The 22,380-nt window shown below is 71.8% G+C and carries 22 protein-coding genes; 9 read left to right on the top strand and 13 right to left on the bottom strand.

The window, feature by feature from the left end:
- From AWW66_RS24760 to AWW66_RS24750, 3 genes are all read right to left on the bottom strand, one after another.
- On the bottom strand, positions 1 to 435 hold a 435-nt coding region (locus tag AWW66_RS24760), incomplete at its 3' end, for a hypothetical protein (protein ID WP_067371035.1).
- A gap of 158 nt (positions 436 to 593) precedes the next feature.
- Complete coding sequence (locus AWW66_RS24755) at positions 594 to 1,421, bottom strand: response regulator transcription factor (RefSeq protein ID WP_067371031.1); 828 nt, start codon at positions 1,419 to 1,421, stop codon at positions 594 to 596.
- Positions 1,400 to 2,650, bottom strand: coding sequence for a sensor histidine kinase (locus AWW66_RS24750; RefSeq protein ID WP_067371029.1), 1,251 nt, complete (start codon positions 2,648 to 2,650; stop codon positions 1,400 to 1,402). The genes AWW66_RS24755 and AWW66_RS24750 overlap by 22 nt, the downstream gene beginning before the upstream one ends.
- Before the next feature lie 132 nt (positions 2,651 to 2,782).
- On the opposite strand from AWW66_RS24750, the gene AWW66_RS24745 reads away from it, so the two are divergent.
- The 3 genes from AWW66_RS24745 to AWW66_RS24735 are packed head-to-tail and all read left to right on the top strand — an operon-like array spanning position 2,783 to position 5,195.
- Positions 2,783 to 3,682: an ABC transporter ATP-binding protein gene (locus AWW66_RS24745; RefSeq protein WP_067371028.1), complete on the top strand. Its 900-nt coding sequence runs from the start codon at positions 2,783 to 2,785 to the stop codon at positions 3,680 to 3,682.
- Positions 3,679 to 4,470, top strand: coding sequence for a hypothetical protein (locus AWW66_RS24740; RefSeq protein WP_067371027.1), 792 nt, complete (start codon positions 3,679 to 3,681; stop codon positions 4,468 to 4,470). The genes AWW66_RS24745 and AWW66_RS24740 overlap by 4 nt, the downstream gene beginning before the upstream one ends.
- A 2-nt stretch (positions 4,471 to 4,472) precedes the next feature.
- Positions 4,473 to 5,195: a YqeB family protein gene (locus AWW66_RS24735; RefSeq protein WP_067371026.1), complete on the top strand. Its 723-nt coding sequence runs from the start codon at positions 4,473 to 4,475 to the stop codon at positions 5,193 to 5,195.
- A 106-nt stretch (positions 5,196 to 5,301) separates the two neighbouring features.
- Here AWW66_RS24735 and AWW66_RS24730 read toward each other — a convergent pair whose 3' ends face one another.
- On the bottom strand, positions 5,302 to 6,924 hold the full coding sequence (locus AWW66_RS24730) for a M20/M25/M40 family metallo-hydrolase (protein WP_067371024.1): 1,623 nt from the start codon (positions 6,922 to 6,924) through the stop codon (positions 5,302 to 5,304).
- Positions 6,925 to 7,333: 409 nt separating this feature from the next.
- Here AWW66_RS24730 and AWW66_RS24725 point away from each other — a divergent pair, with 409 nt between their 5' ends.
- Both AWW66_RS24725 and AWW66_RS24720 read left to right on the top strand, forming a co-directional pair.
- A complete protein-coding gene (locus AWW66_RS24725; protein ID WP_067371022.1) occupies positions 7,334 to 8,194 on the top strand; it encodes an aldo/keto reductase in 861 nt (286 codons plus the stop codon).
- A 373-nt stretch (positions 8,195 to 8,567) separates the two neighbouring features.
- A complete protein-coding gene (locus tag AWW66_RS24720) occupies positions 8,568 to 9,248 on the top strand; it encodes an SMI1/KNR4 family protein (RefSeq protein WP_245648471.1) in 681 nt (226 codons plus the stop codon).
- Between the two features lie 238 nt (positions 9,249 to 9,486).
- Here the strand turns inward: AWW66_RS24720 and AWW66_RS24715 are convergent, their stop codons facing one another.
- Positions 9,487 to 10,155 carry a hypothetical protein gene (locus AWW66_RS24715; protein ID WP_067371021.1) on the bottom strand — a complete coding sequence of 223 codons (669 nt, stop codon included), beginning with the start codon at positions 10,153 to 10,155 and terminating at the stop codon, positions 9,487 to 9,489.
- A gap of 198 nt (positions 10,156 to 10,353) precedes the next feature.
- Complete coding sequence (locus tag AWW66_RS24710) at positions 10,354 to 11,268, bottom strand: S-4TM family putative pore-forming effector (RefSeq protein ID WP_067371019.1); 915 nt, start codon at positions 11,266 to 11,268, stop codon at positions 10,354 to 10,356.
- Between the two features lie 227 nt (positions 11,269 to 11,495).
- Between AWW66_RS24710 and AWW66_RS24705 the strand changes: the two genes are divergently transcribed.
- Positions 11,496 to 13,901, top strand: a complete 2,406-nt coding sequence (locus AWW66_RS24705) for a hypothetical protein (RefSeq protein WP_067371015.1) — start codon at positions 11,496 to 11,498, stop codon at positions 13,899 to 13,901.
- 3 nt (positions 13,902 to 13,904) lie between these two features.
- On the opposite strand, the gene AWW66_RS33975 is transcribed toward AWW66_RS24705, so the two are convergent.
- Complete coding sequence (locus AWW66_RS33975; RefSeq protein ID WP_157527861.1) at positions 13,905 to 14,405, bottom strand: peptidase inhibitor family I36 protein; 501 nt, start codon at positions 14,403 to 14,405, stop codon at positions 13,905 to 13,907.
- Positions 14,406 to 14,592: 187 nt separating this feature from the next.
- Positions 14,593 to 15,945, bottom strand: a complete 1,353-nt coding sequence (locus tag AWW66_RS24695; RefSeq protein WP_067371012.1) for an AAA family ATPase — start codon at positions 15,943 to 15,945, stop codon at positions 14,593 to 14,595.
- 99 nt (positions 15,946 to 16,044) lie between these two features.
- Here AWW66_RS24695 and AWW66_RS24690 point away from each other — a divergent pair, with 99 nt between their 5' ends.
- The gene (locus tag AWW66_RS24690) at positions 16,045 to 16,758 is read left to right on the top strand and encodes a hypothetical protein (protein ID WP_067371010.1); all 714 of its coding nucleotides are present in this window, start codon (positions 16,045 to 16,047) and stop codon (positions 16,756 to 16,758) included.
- Between the two features lie 76 nt (positions 16,759 to 16,834).
- Here AWW66_RS24690 and AWW66_RS24685 read toward each other — a convergent pair whose 3' ends face one another.
- From AWW66_RS24685 to AWW66_RS24670, 5 genes are all read right to left on the bottom strand, one after another.
- Positions 16,835 to 18,061, bottom strand: coding sequence for a beta-1,3-glucanase family protein (locus tag AWW66_RS24685; RefSeq protein WP_342671940.1), 1,227 nt, complete (start codon positions 18,059 to 18,061; stop codon positions 16,835 to 16,837).
- A gap of 254 nt (positions 18,062 to 18,315) precedes the next feature.
- On the bottom strand, positions 18,316 to 18,663 hold the full coding sequence (locus AWW66_RS24680; RefSeq protein ID WP_067371005.1) for a hypothetical protein: 348 nt from the start codon (positions 18,661 to 18,663) through the stop codon (positions 18,316 to 18,318).
- A 103-nt stretch (positions 18,664 to 18,766) separates the two neighbouring features.
- Positions 18,767 to 19,084: a GIY-YIG nuclease family protein gene (locus AWW66_RS36555; RefSeq protein WP_396890686.1), complete on the bottom strand. Its 318-nt coding sequence runs from the start codon at positions 19,082 to 19,084 to the stop codon at positions 18,767 to 18,769.
- Between the two features lie 70 nt (positions 19,085 to 19,154).
- Positions 19,155 to 19,871 carry an FAD-binding oxidoreductase gene (locus tag AWW66_RS24675; RefSeq protein WP_083978901.1) on the bottom strand — a complete coding sequence of 239 codons (717 nt, stop codon included), beginning with the start codon at positions 19,869 to 19,871 and terminating at the stop codon, positions 19,155 to 19,157.
- Positions 19,868 to 20,149 carry a globin family protein gene (locus AWW66_RS24670; protein WP_067371003.1) on the bottom strand — a complete coding sequence of 94 codons (282 nt, stop codon included), beginning with the start codon at positions 20,147 to 20,149 and terminating at the stop codon, positions 19,868 to 19,870. Before AWW66_RS24670 ends, AWW66_RS24675 begins: the two co-directional genes overlap by 4 nt.
- Before the next feature lie 277 nt (positions 20,150 to 20,426).
- Here AWW66_RS24670 and AWW66_RS24665 point away from each other — a divergent pair, with 277 nt between their 5' ends.
- Together AWW66_RS24665 and AWW66_RS24660 are read left to right on the top strand one after the other, a co-directional pair.
- The gene (locus tag AWW66_RS24665; RefSeq protein WP_067371001.1) at positions 20,427 to 21,677 is read left to right on the top strand and encodes a helix-turn-helix transcriptional regulator; all 1,251 of its coding nucleotides are present in this window, start codon (positions 20,427 to 20,429) and stop codon (positions 21,675 to 21,677) included.
- The gene (locus tag AWW66_RS24660) at positions 21,674 to 22,204 is read left to right on the top strand and encodes a flavoprotein (protein ID WP_083978897.1); all 531 of its coding nucleotides are present in this window, start codon (positions 21,674 to 21,676) and stop codon (positions 22,202 to 22,204) included. Before AWW66_RS24665 ends, AWW66_RS24660 begins: the two co-directional genes overlap by 4 nt.
- Positions 22,205 to 22,380: the final 176 nt, after the last annotated feature.

Raw genomic sequence — 22,380 nt, 5'->3', positions numbered from 1 at the left:
CACCGCCCCGGCGTGGGCCACCGGCGTGCCGGGGCGGCCGGGTGCGGCGCCGGGGCGCGGGGGCGCGGCGCCCGGCCGGGCCGGCACCCCCGCACCGGGTCGGGCCGGCATCGCCCCGGTGCGGGCAGTCGACGGCCCGTTCACCACGAACGGGAACGGCACGTGCACGAACGGGTTGCCGTGCCGGATCAACGCGTCGATCTGACGCTCGTTGAGCCCGTGGGTCTCCAGCACCCGCCGTCCCCACCGGTGCAGCCGGCACGGGAACGACGCGCCGTCGTTGCGGCACAGCGGCCCGCTCGGCCACTCCTCGGCGGCGTGCACCACCAACGCCCGGACCGCGAGCCGGACGTCCTCGGGGGTCAGCGGTGCCGGCACCGGCACCTCACCCAACACCTGGTCGATGGGATCCGTCGACTGCTGACCAACTCGCACGGTAACCCTCCCGCAGCTCCGCAGCGGTGCGGCTGAGCGCCGCATCCTCGTGCACTGGTACGGGGAACACGCTGCGCCGGTTCAATCCCGCCAGGCCCGGTCGGCGGCGTTTTCGCCCCCGGTCGCGCGTACCCCCGGTGACGGCCCGCCGACGCAGGTCAGACCAGGCCGGCGTCGTGGACCAGCAGGGCCACCTGGACCCGGTTGTTCAGGTCGAGCTTGGTCAACAGCCGGGAGACGTACGCCTTCACCGTGGCGACGCTCATGAACAGCTCGGCGGAGATCTCCGCGTTGGTCCGCCCCTGGCCGAGGGCGACCGCCACCTCCCGCTCCCGCTCGGTCAGCCCGGCCAGCAGCCGCCGCGCCCGGTCCCGCCGCGCCATCGACGCGCCCGCCGACGCCGCCCCGCCCGCTGTCGCCGTCCCGCCCGCTGTCGCCCCGGGGCCCGGCGCGGCTGCGCCTGCCGGGGCCGTGCCCGGCGAGGTGACCCCGTGGGCGGCGGTGACGTGCTGGATCAGGGTGCGGGTCACCGTCGGGGAGAGGGTGGCCTCGCCCGCCGCGACCCGCCGGATCGCCCGTACGATCTCGGCCGGCGGGGTGTCCTTGAGCAGGAAGCCGCCGGCTCCGGCCCGCAGCGCGCGCAGCACGTGGTCGTCGGCGTCGAAGGTCGTCAGGACCAACACCTCCGGTGGCTCGGGCAGCGCCCGCAACGCCTCGGTCGCGGCCAGCCCGTCGACCCGGGGCATCCGGATGTCCATCAGCACCACGTCCGGCCGGTGCGCGGCCACGGCCGCGCCCACCTCGTCCCCGTCGGCGGCCTCGCCGACCACGAGCAGGTCGGGCACCCCACCGAGGATCATCGACAAACCGGCCCGGACCAGCGCGTCGTCGTCCACGATCAGCACCCGGACGGGCCGCCCGCCGACATCGCCGGGCCCCACGGCGGTGTCGCCGGCCACCCCGGTCACGCCGGCCACGGCAGCCAGGCGGCCAGGCGGAAGTCGCCCGCCCCGTCCCGCCCGTACTCCAGTCGCCCGCCGGCCAGGGCGACCCGCTCGGCCACCCCGACCAGGCCGGTACCCGCGCCGGGGATATCCGGGGTGGTGGGCCCGCCCACCGGCCAGCGGTTGCGGATCCGCACGGTCAGCCCCTCGTCCGGCCCGCCGCTGAGGCGGACGTCGACCGCCGCGCCGGCGGCGTGCTTACGGGCGTTGGTCAGCCCCTCCTGCGCGATCCGGTACCCGGTGCGGCCGATCGCGGCGGGCACCGCCTCCGGCGTGGTCACCCGGTCGGTGAACTCGATCCGCATCCCGGCCGACCGGGACTCCCGGACCAGGGCCGGCACGTCGGTGAGGGTCGGCTGGGGCGGCTCCGGGGTCGCCGAACCCGGGGCGTCGGTGTCGGCCCGGAGCACCCCGATCACCGCGCGGAGGTCCTCCAGGGCCGCGTGCGCGCTGCTGCGGATCACGCCCGCCGCGCGGGCGATCTCTTCCGGCGCCGCGTCGGGGCGGAACTCCAGCGCCCCGGCGTGCAGGCTGAGCAGGGAGATCCGGTGCGCGAGCACGTCGTGCATCTCCCGGGCGATCCGGGTCCGCTCGACCTGGCGGGCCTGCTCGACCCGGAGCTGCTGCTCGGCCTCGGCCCGTTCGGCACGGTCCCGCAGCGACACGACCAGTTGCCGGCGGGCCCGGACGAACATTCCCCAGGCCACCATCGCCCCGAGGATGGTGGCGACGAACACCGTGGCCGCCGGCTGGGACATCCCCGGGTCCGGCCGGACCGTCAGCGACAGCGGCACCACCGCGAGGTGGGCCCCGAGCACGCCAGACGCCACCGGCAGTGGCCGGTGGACCACCACGGTGAAGAGGACGACCAGCATCGCCCCGGCGGCGGTGACCGAGAAGACCGCGATCGGCAGCATGGCCAGCGCCAGCCCGACCGGCCACCGGCGGCGCAGCCACAGGGCCGCGACGCAGAGCAGCCCGACCAGGGTGTCGGTGTCGAGCAGCCAGGCCGGGCCGGCGTTCAGCGCGAACGTGGGCGCGGCCTGCCGGGCGTCGTCGTGGGCCACCGCCAGGAAGCCGAGGGCGACGAGGAAGAACGCACCGTCGACGAGCCAGTCGCGGGGGGTCCGGCGGGACCGCCGGGCCGGCTCGGCCGCGACCAGGGCGTTCGGCAACAGCCAGGGATGATCCGGTACGGCGGCACTGGTCACCCGTCGATGCTAGGCACGTCGCGGCCGGTCCGGACAGCTACCAAAGTCGAGACCTCATCCTCGACCGAGGGCGGTCCGCCGGTCGACCCTCGGCCGCTGTGGCCGACCCGACGGCGCGGGCAGGCTGTCGGCATGATCGAGGTCGAAGGACTGACCAAGCGGTACGGACGGCACACCGTCGTCGACGACGTGACATTCCGGTGTGAGCCGGGCACGGTGACCGGCTTCCTCGGGCCGAACGGGGCCGGCAAGTCCACCACCATGCGGATGATCTGCGGGCTGACCCCGCCCAGCGCCGGCCGGGCCACCGTGGCCGGGCGGCCGTACCGGGACCTGCCCAACCCGGGCCGGGAGATCGGGGTGCTGCTGGACGCCTCCGCGCAGCACGTGGGACGGACCGGCCGGGAGGTGCTCGCCGTCGCGGCGCAGACCATGGGTGTTGCGCCGGGGCGGGTGCCCGACACGCTCGGCCGGGTCGGGTTGAACCCGACCGCCGCCGGTCGGCGGGTGCGGGCGTACTCGTTGGGGATGCGGCAGCGGCTCGGCCTGGCGTACGCGCTGCTCGGCGACCCCCGGGGGCTGATCCTCGACGAGCCGGCCAACGGCCTGGACCCGGAGGGGATCTTCTGGATGCGGGGGCTGTTGCGGGACTTCGCCGACCGGGGTGGCACCGTCCTGCTCTCCTCCCACCTGCTGCGCGAGGTGGAGGCGGTGGCCGACCGGCTGGTGGTGATTGGCGGCGGTCGGGTGGTCGCCCAGGGCGACCGGGACGACCTGCTCTCCGGTGCCGGCACCCTGGTCCGCGCCCGGGACCCCGACGCGCTGCGGGCCGCGCTCGGCGCGGCCGGGCTCGACGCGACCGGTGGCACCGACGGGGGGCTGCTGGTCGCGGCGCCGGCCGGGGTGGTCGGGCAGGCCGCCGCCGACGCCGGGGTCGCCCTCACCGAACTCCGACCGGCCGGCAGCGGCGGCCTGGAACAGATCTTCCTCGCCCTGACCGCCGGCACCTCGGTCCAGGAGGCCGTCCGATGACCACCGCCGCGCCGAGGTCACCCGCCGTCGCCACCCGACCACCCGCCGGGGTACGCCGGCCGTCGCTGCTCCGGCTCACCGCCGTGGAGTCGCGCAAGCTCGTCGACACCCGGGCCGGGTTCTGGCTGCTGCTCAGCATCGGCCTGCTGGCCGCCGCGCTGGTCGCGGTGATGCTGATCTGGGCCCCGGCGGCCGAGCGGACCCTCGGGAACCTGTTCACCGCCACCCTGCTGCCGGTCGGCGTGCTGCTGCCGGTGCTCGGCATCCTCTCCGTCACCGGCGAGTGGTCGCAGCGCACCGCGCTGGGCACGTTCGCCCTGGTGCCGAGGCGGGAACGGGTGATCGGGGCGAAGCTCCTCGCGGTGGTGCTGGCCGCGCTCGCCTCGGTCCTGGTCAGCCTCGCGCTGGCCGCCGGTGGCGCGTTCGTCGCCGACGCCACCGGTACGGCCGACGTGTGGCGGACGGAGCCGGCGCTGTTCTGGCACGCGGCGGTGCTCCAGGTGGCCGGGGTGCTGATGGGGGCGGCGTTCGGCCTGCTGCTGTCGCACACCCCGCTGGCCATCGTGACGTACCTGGTGCTGCCGATCGTCTGGTCCACGCTGGGCGCGACGATCAGCGCGCTGCGCGGTCCGGCCGGCTGGCTGGACACCGCCCTGACCATGGAGCCGCTCTACACTGCCGGGGTGAGCGGGGAGCAGTGGGCCCGGCTCGGCGTGTCGCTGCTGGTCTGGCTGGTCGCGCCGATGGCCGCCGGGCTGCTCCGGACCCTGCGGCGGGAGGTGTCGTAGTCGTGCGGACCGACGGGTACGGCTCGCCGACGGTGGTCGGCGGCGGGGCCGGGGAGCTGGTCCTGATGTGGGCGGGGTTCCCGGTGCTCGGCGCGGTCGCCGGCTGGGGGCTCGCCGTCGGGGCCGGGTTCGTCGCCGACCTGCCCTGGTTCCCGGTGCAGGGGTTGTTCGCGGCGATCGACCGGCTGCCGGAGCCGCACGCCACGATCGGGGCGGTCGCCCTGGGGGCGCTGGCCGGGCTGGTCGTCGCCCTGGTCGGGACGGCGGAACGGCTCACCGTCACCGTCGACGTCGACCGGTGCCGGTTGCGCCGCGACGGCACGGAGCAGGCGGTGCCCCGCCGGGGCGTCCGGGCGGTGTTCCGCGACGGCAAGGACCTGGTCGTGCTCGGCGCGGCCGACGAGGAGCTGGCCCGGGAACGGTCCGACCTGGACGCCGGGCGGCTGGAGGCGGCGTTCCGGCAGCACGGTTGGCCGTGGGCGGCGCAGGACCCGCACCGGGAGGCGTTCCGGCGCTGGGTGCCGGAGCTGCCCGGCCTGCCGGTCGGCGCGGACGCGCTGCTGCGGGCCCGGCAGCGCGCCGTCGACCGGGACAAGGGGGACGACGCCCGGGAACTGCGGGCCGAGCTGGCCCGGCTCGGCGTGGTGGTCCGCGACGACCGCAAGCGCCAGTACTGGCGACTCACCACCACACCCCCACCGGGGGAAGGAAGGGCCCCTTCTTAACGCATACGGTAGAGAAGGGTTCCCTTCTTGCACCCCTGACCGGGGCCGACGGAGGGCCGGCCCCGGCCGGGAGGACGACTGATACGTCGCGGTACGGTGCGTCAGCTCACCGCAGGGCGGCACCGTGCCCGTGGGCGTCCGCCGTGGGGTGGGCGTGGCCCTGGTGCGCGCCGTGCCCCGTGGCGGCCGGGCGGCCGGGGCCGCGTACGCCGTGCACCGTCGAGGTGTCGAAGGCGAAGGTGATCACGGCGGTGGCGACCGCGTCGGAGTTGACGTCCAGGGCGTGGGTGTTGACGTTGCCCCACAGCTTGTACTTCTTCCCGAGCTGGCGGTACAGCTCACGGTCCGCCCCGTCGGCGACCGGCGTGGTGCTGTCGCACGTGGCGTGGTAGCACGGGTCGTACGGCACGTCGGCGATCCCGCCGAAGAGCCGGACCTCCTCGGCGGTCTTCAGCCCCTCGGCACCGGTGAAGAGACCACCGGCGGGGATGTCGATGCCGGGCGCGATGAACGGGCCGTAGTCGGAGCGGCCGGTGAAGTCGGACGGGACGGTGGGCAGCCGGCGGGAGGCGAAGAAGTCCTGGAAGACCTTCTCGATCGCGGCCGAACCCTCCGGACCCGGGCCGGCGCCCTCACCGGCGGAGTCGTCGCCGTCGTAGACGCCGAAGACGTAGTTCGGCGAGCCGATCATGTCGAAGTTCAGGTACAGCGCGATGTCGGCGACCTGCGCCGGGGTCAACTGGTCCACGTAGTACTGGGAGCCGAAGAGGCTGGCCTCCTCCGCGCCCCAGAAGGCGAACCGGACCGCGTTGCGCGGCTTGACCTTCGCCATCTGGAGGGCGACCTCCAGCAGGGCGGCGGTGCCGGTGCCGTTGTCGTTGACGCCCGCGCCCTCCAGCACCGAGTCCAGGTGCGCCCCGGCCATCACCACGTTGTCGGTCCGGCCGTGCCGGGTCTGGGCGACGACGTTCGAGCTGGTACGGATCTCCGAGAAGGTGTCGGCCTCGATGCGCAGGGTCAGGCCGGCGGTCGTGGCGAACGCCGCCCCGGTGTCGTACGAGACGGAGACGGCCGGGATGCCGACGGGGGCACCGAGGGTACCGATGAGCAGGTCGTACCGGTCGGGGTTCTCCGTCGGGGTGCCGTTGCCCTGGTTCATGACGATGGCGCCGATGGCCCCGGCGGCCTCGGCGTTGGCGACCTTGTCACCGAAGCCGCAGGTGCCGCGCTGGAGCAGGGCGATCTTGCCGGTCACGTCGACCGCGTCGAAGTCGCTGGCCTCGCAGCCGGACGAGGAGGCGCGCGGCGCGGTGAGGTTCACGTCGACGGCGACCACCTCGGCCTGTGCCACGCCGTCGCCGGAGTACTCCATCAGGTCGTAGTCGGTGCCCTCGGTGTAGCTGACCGGGTTCGGCGCGACCTGCGCGAACGACGAGCCGAACGCCTGGAAGAACGGGAACTCGAACTCCTGCCGGGTCACCTGGTACCCGGCCTTCGTGAGCAGCCTGGCCACGTAGTCGGCGCTGGCGTCGTAGCCCGGCGTCCCGGAGGCGCGGTTGCCGTCGTTGGCGTCGGCGATGTCCTGGAAGGCGTCGAGGTGCTTGAGGACGCCCTTGAGCGTCACCGCCTTCGTCAGCTTCTTGGCCGAGTTGTTGTTGGGCTGGGCCGACGCCGGGTTGATCAGCGCCACCGTACCCACGAGCGTTCCGGCCGCGATGGCGGCCAGCACCCTCCTGCCTGAGAAAGGCATGACCTGTGTTCGCCCTTCCTGTTCGCCGTGCCCGGCCTCCCGACCCCCGTGAGCCGAACATCCGACCATCTTGATGCAGGTCAATGACCTGCGAAAGGGGACCTTTCGGTCCGCCAGGACCACCTGTTCGTGCCTCCACAAGGGGCGGTCGACCGGCTATGGCCGCCCGCCGCCGTCCCGGCGGGGGCAGTTTCGGTTTTGTCCCGCCATGTCCCACCCGGGCGGTTCGTCACCCGCCCCGGACGCCCGGTCGTCGCCCGTGCCGGACGCCCGGCTCACGTGAGGAAACCGCCCCGGCGGGTACGACAGGTCGGTGGTCCGGCCGGTGGCCCTCTCGGCGCGCACGCGGTCGGTTCCCGTCGCCGCAGTCCACCGGTAAGGAGCCGGCATGACCACCAACCCGGTACCCGACATCTCGCTCAACGACGGCAACACCATCCCCCAACTCGGCTTCGGCGTCTTCCAGATCACGCCGCGCGACACCGTCCAGGCCGTCCGGACCGCCCTGGAGACCGGGTACCGGCACATCGACACCGCCCAGATGTACGGCAACGAGGCCGAGGTGGGGCAGGCGATCCGCACCGCCGGCCTGGCCCGGGACGAGGTCTTCGTGACCAGCAAGCTGAGCAACGCCGCCCACCGGCCCGACGACGCCCGGGCCGCGTTCGAGTCGACGCTGGACGCGCTGAAGTTCGACTACCTGGACCTGTTCCTGATCCACTGGCCCCTGCCCACCCGGTACGACGGCGACTTCGTCACCACCTGGCGGACCCTGGAGGAGTTCCGCCGCGACGGCCGGGCCCGCTCCATCGGGGTGTCGAACTTCCAGGTGCCGCACCTGGAACGGCTCGTCGCCGAGGCCCGGGTCGTGCCGGCGGTCAACCAGGTCGAGGTGCACCCGTACTTCGGCAACGAGGAGGTGCGCGCGTACGGCCACCGCCACCAGATCCTCACCCAGGCGTGGTCCCCGATCGCCCAGGGCCGGGTCCTCGACGACCCGACGGTCGTCGACGTCGCCGAGGAGGTGGGCCGGACGCCGGCCCAGGTGGTGCTGCGCTGGCACATCCAGCGCGGGGACATCGTCTTCCCGAAGTCGACCACGCCGAAGCGGATCGAGGAGAACTTCCGGATCTTCGACTTCGAGCTGGACGACACGGCGATGGAGCGGATCACCGGCCTGGACAAGGGCGAGCCGGGTCGGCAGGGCGCCCACCCCGACACCTTCGACTACCTGCCCGCAGGGAGGTAAGGAAGGGCCCCTTGTTAACGCCTGCGGTAGAGAAGTGTTCCCTTCTCACACTCCCGGCCCGGGGAGGGCGCGGTGGCGAGCCGACAGGCTGAACCGTCCGGATCCCGGCGGCGGAGTCGTTCCCGCGTCCGCTCCGCCGCCGGGCCGGGACCCGACCGCGGGGTTGCCGCCCCCCGACCGGAAGGCCCACTGGGCCATGTCCCTTCCACCCTAGGTACGAATGGCCGATCGTGGGCCGCGTCCGGCTGTCCGGATGCCGGCAGACGGGCGTCGGTCCGCCCGGTACGGCCGCCTGGTCGAGCCGGCAGACCGGCGAAGGCCGGCAGGGCCACGGAGCCCGGCGGTGTCGGTGGGGGTCGGTATGGTGCCGGGCGTGACGGGACACGACTGGAGTGACGTGCCGGAGCGACTCGCCCGGCTGGCCGCCGCGCCGACCGCGGCGACGGTGTTCGGCGCCGGTGAGCACGGATGGGTGGTCGAGCCGCCGCTGACCGAGGCGGAGCTGACCGAGCTGGAGACCCAGGTCCGGGTGGAGCTGCCCGAGGAGTACCGCTCGTTCCTGCGCCAGGTGGGGCGCGGTGGCGCCGGCCCGTTCTACGGCCTGTTCCCGCTGCGCCGGGTCGATGGTCGGTGGGAGTGGGAGGGCGACGGCGCCGAGATCACCGCCCGGGAGACGCTGAGCCAGCCGTTCCCGTACACCGAGCCGGTCAACCCGGCGCTGCGCCTGCCCGAGCATCCCGACGAGGACGACTTCGCCACCGCCGAGGAGTTCACCGCGGCCGAGGAGGCCTGGTGGGAGCAGCACGACGCGATCATGTACGACCCGGCGCACTTCATCGGCCTGGTCTACCTCTCCCACCGGGGCTGCGCCCTGCGGGACGCCCTGGTGGTGAGCGGCCCGGCCCGGGGCACCATGTGGACCGACCGCACCGCCGACGAGGGCGGGTTCACGCCGATGGTGGACACCGACGGCACGCCGCTGGGCTTCGCCCGGTGGTACCGCCGCTGGCTCGACCAGGCCACCGAGCAGGCCGCCGCCGTGCCCGCGTCCTGACCCCGGCTGCCGCCCTGCGGTGGGCGCAGCCGCGTGAGACGCAGCGGCGTCATGGAAGGAAGGGGCCCCCTGTTAACGCCTCCGGTAGAGAGGGGTCCCCTTCTCACAACCCCCGACCCGGCGGTCCACCGGCTGCCGGTGGACCGCGCGGCAGTCCTGACGGCGCGGCGACGTGACGGCGCGGCGAAGGGGGCGAAGGGGTGGCGGAGTGGAGAGCGAGCGGGGCGAACCGGCTCTGTCAGCGGACGGTCCCGCCGGGTAGCGGCAGGTCCTCGACCGGGCCCCACTCCAGCTCGCTGTCGCGGACCAGGGCCGCCTCACCCCACGAGGCGCGCAGCAGACCGGCCTCCGAGGTACAGGCGAAGCCGATGAGGATCACCTGAGGCTCGGCGGCGAGCTGTGCGACCGCCTCGCGCAGCGGCTCACGGTCCCGGCTCTCGCCTGGGGTGGGCGGCATCATCGGCAGCATCGGCTCCTCGTGTCTCGGCGCGGGACCGAAGAGGATCAGCAGATCGCGGATCAGCCTGCTGAGGTCCCGGCCGGGCCGGACGTCCCGCATGTCCACGTCGCCGCGCTTGGCGTACCGCCAGGGCAACAGGAGATTGTCCCGGCAGATGGTGACCCGCACCTGCGCGCCGGGCGGATGCACGTCGGTCACGTCGGGCAGCTCGCGCAGGTACTCGTGCAGCGCCTCGTACTGCTGTTTCCAGCGGACCGGGCCGAAGGCGTGGTCGGTGTCCAACTCGGACGCCTCACGGGCGCCCCGGGCCAGCTCGACGGCGCGGTGCAGGGCGGCCGGCACCTGCCGGCGCAGCGCACCCGCGAGAGTCGGGCCGAACCTCCGCACCGACCAGTCGGACGGGTCGCCGGCATCCCACACGACCATCACCTCCCGTGTCGACGTCATCACCCATCGACACGGCCAGTCTGCCACGGATCGACGGCCACGCATCGCCGACGACGATCACCCTCGCGGGCACCAGGCCAGTCTTATCCGAAGTGGAAATGAAGATGGTCGGATCGCCACCATTGAGACAGCAACTTCAGTCGATCAATGAGATCGCGATCTTCGATTCATTGTTCAGGCGTGCAGATGAGCCGTTCGTCAGTCGACGCGGGCCACCGGAGCAGACACGTTCAGCAGGCTGGAGAGGTCGACCATCGCCGCCTGAAAGTCGACCCGGTCGGCGGGATGGAAATGCTGGAAGAACCAGTTCGGCACCCGCGTCTGCTCGTGCCGGCTCCGAAAGATCAGGTCCTGTGCCTGCCGGGCGAGGAGGAGCAGGCCCTGAGCGCTGCCCGCGTCGCCCGACCCGACGGCTCTGGCGATGCGTTGGTGCAAAATCCTCAAAGCCCGGTCCCGGTCGACGGCCACGTCCCGCTGCCCCCGGTACACCTCGAGACCAAGCAGCAGGGCACCCAACGACGGGACAAACCACTGCAACAGCACCTGGGCGACGGTCAGGCCGGCCACCAGACCGAACGTCGCTCCCGCCAACATCCACACCGCCACCCCGGCAAGCACGCTGTGGGCATAGCGGCGACGCACCCGCGCCCCCCAACCGAGATTTTGTTGCTGACAGGCGAGGATGTCGTACGGGTGCGGCAACGGCGGAACCTCGTAGTAGTCCCGCAAGTACTTCTCGCTGCCCCGGTACGCCCGGTCGAGCCGGCTGACCTCGTGGGAACCGAGTCGCTCCCCGGCGGCAACCTCGTTCCACGGCAGGCCGAACAGGTCCACGTCGAACATCTCCTGCAGGACGGCCGCCCGCCGGACCTGCCCGCGTGACCAGGTGCCCAGCCCGACCGCGTTGGCGGCCGCCCAGGTTGCGCCGACGGCAGTGACGACGGTGGCCGAGGTGCCGGTGACGGCGACGACCGCGCCGGCCAGGGAAACGAAGACCGAGATGGAAAGCCGCAGGTTGTCCAGCCGTTGGGCGCGGGAGTGACAGATGGCCATAGCCCGGAGCAGGGCCATCATCTCGGGCTTGTTTTGCCGCATGAGCAGGGAATCTGTCACCTCAGCCTCCCGGTTCGAGCCCTGATTCTACCGCGAGGCACACTTCTGGCTACGAGTCGATCACCCATGGTGAGTAAAGAAGAGCAACGGAATGAATCACCTCATTCGCGAGGTATTCACGTTTTGCCCAGTTCGGGGTAGGCTGCGCGGGCGATCTTCACGCGCTACTTCCACTGGACGGCATACCGCTCGTCCGCGTTCCCTGGATGAAGGGGTCAACGAGTGACATGGGCAGAGGGCACGACGGCCTGGACGATTACATCCAGGACCCAGTGATCCGGCACGGGTTACGCGGATGGCCGGTAGGGCAGGTCCGGGCACCGGCGCAGCCGGAAAGCATGGCCGGGCACGTCGCCGAACTCTTCTCGATCCTCCTGGACGCCCATCGCACCGGGCCGCAGAAGCTCCTGGTGAAGGTGCTTCCGCATGGTGTCGACGCCGGAGAGGCCGCGCGACACGAGCAGGCCTTGGCGGCCGACGCCGAGTTCGCTGCACGACACCTGGTCAAGCAGCCCTACCCACCGCTGCGCCTCGCTGATGGCAGGCATCTACTCTTCCTGGAGTTCGCAAACGGGGCGGACCGCGTCTGCGCCCTCGATCAACTCAGTCACGACGACGCCGTGCAGGCCATGGAGAAGGTGTTCGAGGCGCTCCTCGGATGGACCCGGAAGTTCGAGTTGTCGTCGACCACGGCAGGACGGCTCGTCCGCCGCGAGGTCACCGACGCGAAGGCGGAGCACGGGGTACGTAAGACGGCCGCACTTTTCGGCCCATGGAAGCAACGAGCCGACTGGATCCGGCTGGATCCGGCCGGCCCGATCGTGCCGAACCCGCTGCGGTTACTGACGAAGAGGTCGCCATTGTCGGCGATGCCGATCGATCAGATTGTCAGCAACTGCCACGGCGACCTGCACCCGCCCAACATCCTGCTGCCCTGCTCGCGACGGTGCGTCATCGACATAGCGCGATTTTCTCTGGTGGATATCGGTACGTTTCGGCACGACGCGCCGGTCACCCGAGACCCTACCTACCTCCGCCTGACCCAACTCCGTACGCACCTCGCGTCGCTGCCTGCCCGGCAGGCCGAGGCGCTGATCGACCTCATGATCGACCCCGGGGCAGCCGACGACAGACAGGTGCTGCCGTCACTGGCCCAAGTGGCCCGCGCGGGCCACTTGGCAGCCGGGAAGGCGGCGGGCGGACGCGGCTTGGCGAAGGACTGGAGAGCACAGTATCTGCTCACCCTCGTCGGTCAGGCGCTGGTCTGCTCGACCTTCACCAACGCCGAACCGGGCGGACAGCGATGGTACTTCCGGCTGGCGGCCCAGGCGGCCGAGGCGTACCGCCGCGAATTCGCGCCCTCGGTCACGCCTCCGTCCGACGGGGACGTCCCAGTCGTGTTCCGGGGCAAGAAATTGCCTGCCCGCAGTGCGCGGGAAGAGGCCGTCCTGGCCCGCCTCACCGAGCCGCACCGATCACCCGACCGGCGCATCCAGCCGCCGGACCAGGCCCGGCCCCGGCGGGCCGGCGCACGAGTTCCGGCATATGAGCTTCCCGCCGAGTTCGTGCTGCCACACCCTGCTCCGGCGCCACCAACCCCGCCGACAGGCGTGTCGACGGGGGATGGGAATGCCGCCCGGTTCCCGGTGAACGCGTCGGCGGCCCGCAACGGGTCACGCACGGACACGTTGAACAGGCGGTCGAGCCGGGCCCGTAACCGCCGCACTTCGCGGAAAGCGGCCCGACCGGCTGACAAGCCACTGCCGAACCGCCGCCTGGCACGACCGGCGACGTCGGTGCGCCGCTGGAACTCACGGGACCTCCGCCGGCTCGGTGCCGCGCTCGTGGGCGTACTGGCTCTCTGCGGTGGCTTCGCGGTGTGGGTCGGACGGCCGGACGAGACCTCCCCGACTCCGCCGGTCAGGCAGGCACCGCAGGAGCCGTACTCGACCCCGTCGTACGCCCGCAGCCGGCTGCTCGAACTCGCGACAGCAGTCGAGAATCTGCCCGAACCGCCCGGTGAAGGGCCCCTCACCTGCGTCCACTCCCGGGTCTGGTCGGGACAGAACCCTAGAGCCAGCCGGATCGACCTGACAACCTACCGCGACGAATGGCTGTGGTGGGACGACACCCGAGCCGGTAAGCGGGTGGTGACCAACGTGCGTGAGGGCCGGCCGATCACCACCACCCCGTTCCGGTACGGACCGGGCGACCTGACGACCGAGGTGCCTGCGGCACCGTCCGACAACCCGGTGGTGCTGCGCAGACAGCTCACAGCGCTGCGGAACGAGCAACCGCCGGAGTTGCAGGACGCTGCCGGGAGCCTGCTGACGATCGTCCGGATCCTCCGGTACAACCAGCTCACGCGGCGGCAGCACGCAGCGCTGCTGCGCCAGGTGGCTGAGCTGCCTGGCATCGGCTTCCGGGGCGCCTACCACGACCGGGGCGGACGCCCCGGACTCGCTTTCTTCATCGAGGATGGGGAGAGTCGCCAGTTGACGGTGACAGTTGGCTTGGAGGACGGTCGGCTGCTCAGCCACGAAGTGAGTGACGACACGGGCGGACAGTTGAGCTACGAGCTCCATCTGGGTACTACCCGGACCACCGAGCAGAGGGACGGCACCTGCCACTGAGGGTCAGCACACCCGCTCGACGTAGTTGGCCCAGTTCCGGTACGGAACCGCGTCGCTACGGACCCGGTTGCCTGGGCCGATCTCGAACAGCCGCTCACCGTGGTAGAGGAAACGGACCTTCCCACTGCCCATGTTGTGATGCGCCGACTCGGTGCGGAAATGCCACTGCCAATCGGCGAGGTTCTGCCGGCCGCAGTCGGAGAGCCGCCCGCGGGGGTAACCGTAGTTGGGCCACTCGTAGAAACAGAACCAACCCGCCGGGCAGTCGGCCACGCCCATCGGACGAATGGGTGACGGGCGCAGGGTGACGATCATCTTGCCACCGCCGTAACTGATCTCGTTGCTGTTGATTACTTCACCACCGGGATGGGCTGCCAGGTAGCCGGCCAAGGCACGACGCTGTTCAGCAGTGGCGGCCCGGGCTCCAGTGGGCAGGACGGCGACCACGACGACGCCAGCCAGCGCGGCGGCGAGCGCATCTCGAAAGGGACGTGGAAGGACCATTCGACACCTCGCGGATCACGCGCGGAAGCGGAATAGATCAGCCACCGTCAGTTGACGGGGGTCAATCTACGTTCGTTCGCCGAGCATATGAAGAGTCATCGAATGATCGCCAGCCATCGTGCACGGGACGAACTGTCGGCATATCGCTACCGACACTCACCCGCCGCACTACGGCACCTGCCCGCACCTATTGAACGGTGGAATTTCCACCGCCAAATGCCGGGTTTCCGGTAGAGGTCGACAGGAGGTGCAGCATCGTCTGGTGGGCCTCCCAGCCGTCCGGGAACTTCACCGGTACGTCGAGGTGCACCGGCTCGGTCGACGGATGGGCGTCGAGCAGTTCGCCGATGCCCGCCCGCGCCACCACCACGCAGGCGTGCCGGTGCCGGGACGCCAGCACGCAGAGCCGCCCCGACTCCAGGTGGAACGCGGTCGCGTCCCGCCGCCCGGAGAGCGGGTGCAGCACGATCGTGACGTCGTACTCCCGGCCCTGGAGCCGGTTGGCGGTGTCCACCGTGACGCCCGCCCCGGCCGGGCCCAAGTGGGCGCGGATCGCCGCGACCTGGTCGCGGTGCGCGGCCCCGACGGCGATCCGGTCCGCGCTCACCGGCGCGCCGGCCGGTGCGTGCTCGCTGACCGCGACCGCGCCCCGCCGCAGCACCCGCAGCGCCAACTCCGCGCAGGCCGAGGCCGCCTCCGCGTCGGTCCGCAGGGTGTGCCGGGCCGGCAACTCGTAGAGCGCCCAGCCGGACGCGGCGGCCACCTCCACCGCCGCGTCGACGGCGTCGCCCGGCCCGGCGGCGGTGAAGGCCAACGTCCGGTCGACCGGCCCGGTGCCGGCCCGGAACCCGGTGAACGGGTAGAACGCCGCCGCGACCACCGGCGCGGCCGAGGCGGGCAGCCGCCACGACACCGGCAGGCGGTGCAGCGGCAACTCCGGGTTGTGCCGCAGCAGCACCGCCACCGCCGACTGCATCGGATCCCAGGTCAGGCCCGTCCACCGCGCGGTCTCGACGGTCGAGAACGGGTCGAGCTGCCCCGGGTCCCCCACGAACAGCGCCCGCTCGAAGCGTCCGGCCACGCGCAACAGGGCGTCCGAGCGCATCTGGTACGCCTCGTCGACGATCGCCCACGGCCAGCGCCCCTCGGTGACCAGGGCCCACTTGGCGGCCGTACCGATGATCACGGCCGGGTTGTCCAGGTCGGCGACCTTCGCCCCGACCCGGACCTGCTCGTGCGCCGTGACCCGCTCCGGGGCCCGGTAGTCGGCGGCGGAGAGCCGGCCGATGCGCAGCTCGGGGGCCTTGCGGGCGAGCCGGTCGATGAGATCGTCGACCTGCTCGTTGGTCTGCGCCACAATGATCAGCGGCTCGCCGGCGGTGGCCAGCACGACGGCGGCCCGCACCACCAGGGTCGACTTGCCGGCCCCGGGCGGCGAGTCGACCACGACGCCCCGGTGGTCGCCGGAGCGCAGGTCGGCCAGGACGGCCGTGACGACCTGCTCCGCCTCGACGGACGGCGGCACCTGGAGTTCCCGCATCGCTCACCTCCCCTCGGCAGCCTCGCACCTTACCCGCCGGTGACCGCCGGGCTCAGTTAGCATGACCGGGTTCTCGGGTGCCTGTGGAGACGAGGCGACATGCGGTGGCTCCAGCGTGTACTGGGTAAGGAGCAGGTCCAGCCCGATCCGGGCCGGCAGGAGGCCATGCTGCACGAGATCCGGCACCGGTTCGGCCCCCACATCCAGAGGCCGGCCGCCGACCAGGCCGAGACGGTCCGGCAACTGCTCGACGGCGACGACGGCCTCGCGGTGGCGGCCCGGATCGTGCACGAGGCCGCCGACGAGGCCCAGGGTCTCCTCCTCGCCCAGGCAGCCGACCTGCACCGCCGCACCGGGTACCGGCTCATGGTGGACCGCCGCAACTACCGCCCGCTGTGGCGGGAGGCGGCGGCGCAGCTCCGGTGGCCGCTGTTCGCCCTGCCGGGCGGCCTGCACCCGTACGTGCAGGTGGCCGCAGCGGTGACGGTGCTCGGGGAGCGGGCGTCCCGCCTCGACCGGATCACCGATCCGCAGCCGCTGCTGGCCCGCCTGTTCGAGTTGTTCGACCTCACCACCAGCGGGTGGGAGTACGCCCGGGTCCGGGTCGACACCGACGGTGCCACCCTGGCGCTGCGGCTGATCTCGACCGGCCGGCAGGTCATCGACACCATGTCGAACCCGCCGCCGCTCCCCCTGTCGGTGCGGGAGCTGATGCGCCGCAACAACACCGTCGCCGTCCACGACCCGGCCGGCGGCCAGGTGGTCGGCGGGCTCAACCCCGGCGCGGAGCTACGGGTGACCCTGCTGACCTGAACGTCCCACGCCCGCCGACGACGGCCCGTCGCATACCCGGTGCGGGTCGGACCGTCGTCGGATCTGCGAGCGGTGGTCAGCCCGTGAACGGGGTCAGCGTGATCCCCGCCGAGCGGGGGTCGCCGCTGTGCACCAGCGACTCGAACCCGCCGACGTCGTCGTACGGGAAGCCGTACGCCCGGCCGTCGACCATGTTGGCGTGGATCAGGCGCGAGTAGTGGTTCGGGGCGCTGTTGCGGTAGAAGTTGGCGGCGGTCAGGTTCGGCTCGACGTCGAAGCGGCCGAGGGTGCCCCGGACCAGCGCCGTACACAGGGTGCGCTTGATCTCGGGCTCGATGAACGGCGGGACGTTCGGGGCGTTGAAGACGCCGTCGCAGCCCCAGACGTTGCTGGTGGTGGGCTTGCCGACGGTGGCGACCCGGGCACCGGTCGAGTCGGTGAAGACCATGTCGTTGCCGACGGTACGGCCGAAGAACCGCCGGTTGGGCTCGGCGCTGCGCGGCACGACGGTGAGGGTCCGGCTGGTGTACGTCTGCCAGGCGGAGGTGATGTACGCGTCGAGGTAACGCGGGTCCATCAGGCCGGCCTCCATGGCCTTGCCGGGGGCGAGCACGCGCAGCACCGTACCGTCGGAGCGGGTGACGACCGAGCGGGCGAACGCCGGCTGGGCCCGGAGCCCGTTGATCACGTTCGCCCGACCGTTGGCGACCAGTTGCCCGGTCCGGCTGGTCCGGCCGGCGGCGTCGGTGACGGAGACCGCGTGCGGGACGGCGAAGTGGTCGACCTGGGTGCTGTTCAGCCACAGGCCGGCATCGTTGTAGGTGAACTCCGACCAGTCGAAGAGGATGTCCCGGTTCGGGTCGGCACCGGCCCACGGCGCGGGCTGCACCAGGCCGTCGGGGGTGAGCCGGAAGTCGAGCTTGCGGCCGAAGGAGAAGTACATCCGCCCGGAGATGAAGCGCGGGACGCGGACCGTGACGCTGCCGCCGGGGGCGGGCCCGGCGATCGACACGTCCGGCGCGGGTGTCGGCGGCAGGCCGCCGGCCGGCCAGCGGGTGAAGGTGCCGGCGGCGTTGACGTAGCCGAGGCCCCCGCCGGGGCGGATGTCGGTGCCGAGGATGTACAGGTAGACGGCCTCGCCCCGGCCCGAGTTGTTGGTGACGGTGAAGGGGAGCAGGGCGGGGCCGACGGCCTGGGCCGGACCCGGCGTCACGGCGAGCGTGACGGGTACGGCCAGCAGGAACGCCACCAGGCCACGCAGGACGGCGCCGAGCGTCCTACCGAACGAGAGTCTGTTACGCAAGGTGACTCCTCCAGGATGGGGGACGGGCTGCCCTCCGGCTCGCCCCGGCCGTCGGCGGCCAGCGCGGGATCGAAAAGCGGCACACGTACCGGCTGGTGGCCGCCCTCGACTAGCCAAGAGAGCGCTCTCTCAGCCTGATACCCGTCGATGCACAATGTCAACCGCGGAGACGAAACAACTGTTAATAATCTTTCCTGCAGTCACGCCCCGTCACCGACAGTCACCGCGCAGGAGGCCTTGAGAGACTTCGGCCGTCAGGTGGTGGAGGACCGGCCGAGGACCCGGTCGGCGAGCTGGTAGTTGTGATGCCGGGCGTTGTTGGTCCTGGCGGTCAGGAGCGAGGTGGCCAACTCGCGGGCCGCGACGGCGAAGGACTCCTCAGCCAGGGCGTCGATCAGCTCGTCGTACCAGCCGAAGACCTGCACCTGGTCGTCACCGGCATCCTGGTACCGGCGGGTCCGGTCGAACGTCAGGTGCGGATACCGCTCCTCGATCCCCTGCCCTGCCCCGGCGTACCGGCGCAGCACCGAGTCGCGGACGACCATGAAGCCCCACACGTCCTCGTCCGCGCCTTTCGGAGGCAGCAGGACGAAGGTCTCCATTCGGCGCATGTTGACCGTCGACAGCCGCCCCCGTTCGTACGCGGCTGGCAGGACAGGGCCCAGTGGTCGCGCTCGGTCGAGGCCGGCTCGGGGACGGCGGCCGTCAGGTACGCCCGGTTGGCCGCGACCGCCCTGTCGAGATAGGGGCCGTCGAGCAGTGCGGCGAAGGCCGCCTGCTTCCTCGGGTCGGCCCGCATCTCCGCTTCGAGATCATCGAACGACATCCGCCCAGCCTATGCACCGGAAGTTCGTCCACGGTGGCTGTAGGGCACGGACGATCAGCGAGAGGAGCCCGGTTGCCGGTCAGGTGTTGCCGCAGGCGGTTGCGCAGGTTCTCGGTGTAGCCGACGTACACGACGGTGCCACCGTCGACGACCACGTGCACGCCGGGCGTTTCTGGCGCGCCGACGGCGGCCTCCATGTTGTACGGCTGGGCGGGGGTGAAGCCAGCCAGCAGATCGCCGTCCGTCGCGTCGGGTACGGGCGCGACGCTACCCGTGCGGGGGCGGTATCCGGTGCGGCAGGTGGATGCGGTCGGCGGGTACCCCGGCGGCGAGCAGCCGCAGCCGCGAGCCGGCCAGCATCGCGGGCGGGCCGCAGACGTACACCTCCTGGTCGGGGCGACGGTGGTCGAGAGCGAGGGTGAGGGCGTCACCCCGCTCCCCCGGCTCGGCCTGCGGGTCGTGCGAGAGCGCCGACACCAGCCGCAGCCAGTCGTACGCGCACTGGAGCACGTCGAGGGTGATCGCGTCGTACAGCTCGGCGAAGGTGCGGGCCCCGACGACCAGGGTCACCCGGCGACCGGCCGGCGCGGCGGCCACCTGCTCGACCAGGGCGCGCAGCGGGGCCAGCCCGGTGCCGCGGGCCACCAGCAGCAGGTCCCGTCCGCCGCCCAACCGCAGCCCGGTGTCGGTGGGCGGGCCGAGGTGCAGCAGCTCGCCGGGGCGTACCTCGTGGACGAGGCTGCGGGAGACGGTGCCGGCGGGCACGGCGCGCACGTGCAGCTCGACGGTGCCGTCCGGGCGCGGGGCGTTCGCCGGGGAGTACCAGCGCCATTGTTCGGAGTGACGGGGCGTGCGCACCGGCACGGCCTGGCCGGGGCGATGCTCCAGCGGGCAGGTGGGACGCAGCGTCAGGATGGCGATGCCCTCGTCGCAGGGCAGCTCGTGGTGCACGACCTCGGCCGGCTGCCAGGCACGGTGGCTCATCCGCCGACCGCCGTGCGGACCATGGCGATCCGCTCCTGGGGCAGGTCGGAGGCCCAGAGCACACCGATCAGGTAGTCCAGGATCCGCCGGTGCTGCTCCTCGGAGAGCCCCAGCCCCTGCCACGGGTCGTCGACCGGTCGGCCGGCCAGCGCGGCGGTGACGCTCGCGGCCAGGTGCGCGCCGAGCCGCCGCAGGTCCACCCCGATCAGGTACGGCGACAACTCCGCGTCCGCGACCACCAGCCGCAGCCACCGACTCGCCGTCTCCTCCGGCTTCATCCCACCTCCGGTGTGTAAGGAGGGGGCCCTTGTTAACGCATTCGGTAGGTAAAGGGCCCCCTGTTAACAGGTGCGGCAGCGCCGGGGCAGGAAGGGCAGGCCGCCATGTTCAAGTCGGGCGGCCACCGCCCCGGAGCCACGGGTCCAGCCTCGTCACCTGACAGCCCGGCAACCACAGCCCGGATGGAGCTGGCCTGACGCAGAAGTGATGCATCTGCGTACCCGCATCATCGACAGCCTGTTACTACAGTGGCGAGTGGATGGAGGGAGGTCGCGTGTGGCCCTGAAGCGACACCGGCTCGGTCAGCGGCGCAAGGCCCTCGGGTTCAGCCAGGAGAAACTGGCACACCTGCTCGGCGTGGAGCGGTCGACCGTGGTGCGCTGGGAGAACGCCGAGACGGACCCGCAGCCGTGGCATCGCGGACGGATCGCCGCAGCGTTGCAGGTTACCCTCGAACAGCTTGACGACATGCTCGCGGACGTATCGGTGGCAGCACGACGAGGACAGGCGACCATGGGACAGGAGCACCCCCAGTCCATTGCCGGTGCCACTCGCCCCGAACTGATCGACGGAGTTCGGGACTTCCTCACCAACTACCTGATGCCCCCCGCCGCACCGACTCAGTCGCTTGTCGACGTTCGGCGTAGTGTCGGCCGCGCCCACAATCTCTATCAGCGGGCAAGCTACAGCTCCGCCGCGCGCCTGCTGCCCGACGTGCTCGGGCAGGCGACCGCGCTCTCCACCGGGGCCGGCGGGGCGCACCGAGGCAATGCGTTCCGGCTGCTCGCCGCCGCGTACATCGCGGCGTCGAAACTCGCGGTGAAGGTGGGCGACGGTGACACCGCGCTGCTGGCCGCCGATCGGGCAGCGAGCGCCGCCCGGTCGGCGGGCGACAAGGCGCTGACAGCCGTCGCGGCCTACCAGGCGGCCTGCGGCCTCAGGCGGCTGCCCGGCAGGTCGGCCGAGGCCGAGCAGATGGTGCGGACCAGCATCGACCGGCTCGCTTCCACGTCAGCAACGAGCGACCCCGACCTGCTGTCCGCGCAGGGGGCCCTCCTCCTGCTGGCGGCGCTCATGTCGGCGAAGCGGAGGCAAGCGAAGGAGTCAAGCCAGCTCCTGACCCGCGCCGAAGGGCTGGCGTCGACGCTGGGCACCGACCGGAACCGGCTGTGGACGGGCTTCGGTCCGACGAACGTCGTCATCCATGCGGTATCCGCCGCGGTACGAGCGGAGAACGCCGACCGAGCATTGGCGCTCGGGGCGCAGCTCGACACCACTCGGCTGCCGACCGTACTGGTGGGCAGGCGCGCCCAGGTGCACGTCGACCTCGCCGCCGCAGCCATGATCTCCTCCGGCGACCGCTCAGCCTCGGTGCTGCACCTGCTTGAGGCCGAGCGCATCGCAGCCGAGGCGGTTCACACCAACATCCAGGCCCGCACCCTCCTGCTCGACCTCTTGGCGCGGGAACGGCGTACCGCGACACCGGGCCTGCGACCGCTGGCAGAGCGGGCCGGGCTGCTCGTATGAACGCACGCGGAGTCCTGCATCTGGTCGTCTGCGCAGCCCCACCGGTGTTACGGATCGGCGAGTTGATCGGGCTGCTCATTGAGGACGGCTGGACGGTCTGCCTCATCGCCACGCCCACCGCCGCCACCTGGATCGACCGGGAGGCACTCGCCCGACAGACGGGGCACCCGGTCAGGGTCGAGTGGCGCAGGCCCGACGAAGCCGAGCCCCACCCGCCGGCCACCGCTGTCGCTGTCCTCCCGGCAACGTTCAACGTCATCAACAAGTGGGCGCAGGGGATCAACGACACCCTCGCCCTCGGCATCCTGAACGAGGCGCTGGGTTCCGAGATCCCGGTGTACGCCTTTCCGCACGTCAAAGCGCAACTCACCACACATCCCAGCTACCAGCAAAGCGTGGCGGTGCTTCGAGGTGCAGGCACCGCCATAACCCCACTACATCAGGAACAGAGTTGGCATGGGGTTACGGAGTTACTTAGCATTCATACAGGAGCCCACCTGGGCGTCAGTCGAACCTCGGAAGGTTAATCCCGTTCAGTGGCGGACTTGCAATCAGAAATTCGAGTGCGCGGACCCCTCAAATGGCCGTCTCAGAAGATGCTTGGCGAGGCCGAATCACCACCTAATATTCGAGAACTGTTCTGCACTACTAGGGCCTGTGTCGAAGTCGGTCACAGCCACTCGTTGATCGCGGCGATGTGCAC

Origin of the sequence: Micromonospora rosaria, from assembly GCF_001567585.1 — a bacterium.
Taxonomy (GTDB): Bacteria; Actinomycetota; Actinomycetes; order Mycobacteriales; family Micromonosporaceae; genus Micromonospora; species Micromonospora rosaria.
The sequence above is the reverse complement of the archived record's forward strand: the minus strand, read 5'-3'. Positions and strand labels throughout refer to the sequence as shown.

Coding starts and splice junctions, on each gene's coding strand:
- AWW66_RS24745 (WP_067371028.1), top strand. CDS start 2,783: ATGATCGAGGTCGAAGGACTGACCAAGCGGTACGGACGGCACACCGTC.
- AWW66_RS24740 (WP_067371027.1), top strand. CDS start 3,679: ATGACCACCGCCGCGCCGAGGTCACCCGCCGTCGCCACCCGACCACCC.
- AWW66_RS24725 (WP_067371022.1), top strand. CDS start 7,334: ATGACCACCAACCCGGTACCCGACATCTCGCTCAACGACGGCAACACC.
- AWW66_RS24715 (WP_067371021.1), bottom strand. CDS start 10,155: ATGACGTCGACACGGGAGGTGATGGTCGTGTGGGATGCCGGCGACCCG.
- AWW66_RS24705 (WP_067371015.1), top strand. CDS start 11,496: ATGGGCAGAGGGCACGACGGCCTGGACGATTACATCCAGGACCCAGTG.
- AWW66_RS33975 (WP_157527861.1), bottom strand. CDS start 14,405: ATGGTCCTTCCACGTCCCTTTCGAGATGCGCTCGCCGCCGCGCTGGCT.
- AWW66_RS24695 (WP_067371012.1), bottom strand. CDS start 15,945: ATGCGGGAACTCCAGGTGCCGCCGTCCGTCGAGGCGGAGCAGGTCGTC.
- AWW66_RS24690 (WP_067371010.1), top strand. CDS start 16,045: ATGCGGTGGCTCCAGCGTGTACTGGGTAAGGAGCAGGTCCAGCCCGAT.
- AWW66_RS24680 (WP_067371005.1), bottom strand. CDS start 18,663: ATGGAGACCTTCGTCCTGCTGCCTCCGAAAGGCGCGGACGAGGACGTG.
- AWW66_RS36555 (WP_396890686.1), bottom strand. CDS start 19,084: ATGGAGGCCGCCGTCGGCGCGCCAGAAACGCCCGGCGTGCACGTGGTC.
- AWW66_RS24675 (WP_083978901.1), bottom strand. CDS start 19,871: ATGAGCCACCGTGCCTGGCAGCCGGCCGAGGTCGTGCACCACGAGCTG.
- AWW66_RS24670 (WP_067371003.1), bottom strand. CDS start 20,149: ATGAAGCCGGAGGAGACGGCGAGTCGGTGGCTGCGGCTGGTGGTCGCG.
- AWW66_RS24660 (WP_083978897.1), top strand. CDS start 21,674: ATGAACGCACGCGGAGTCCTGCATCTGGTCGTCTGCGCAGCCCCACCG.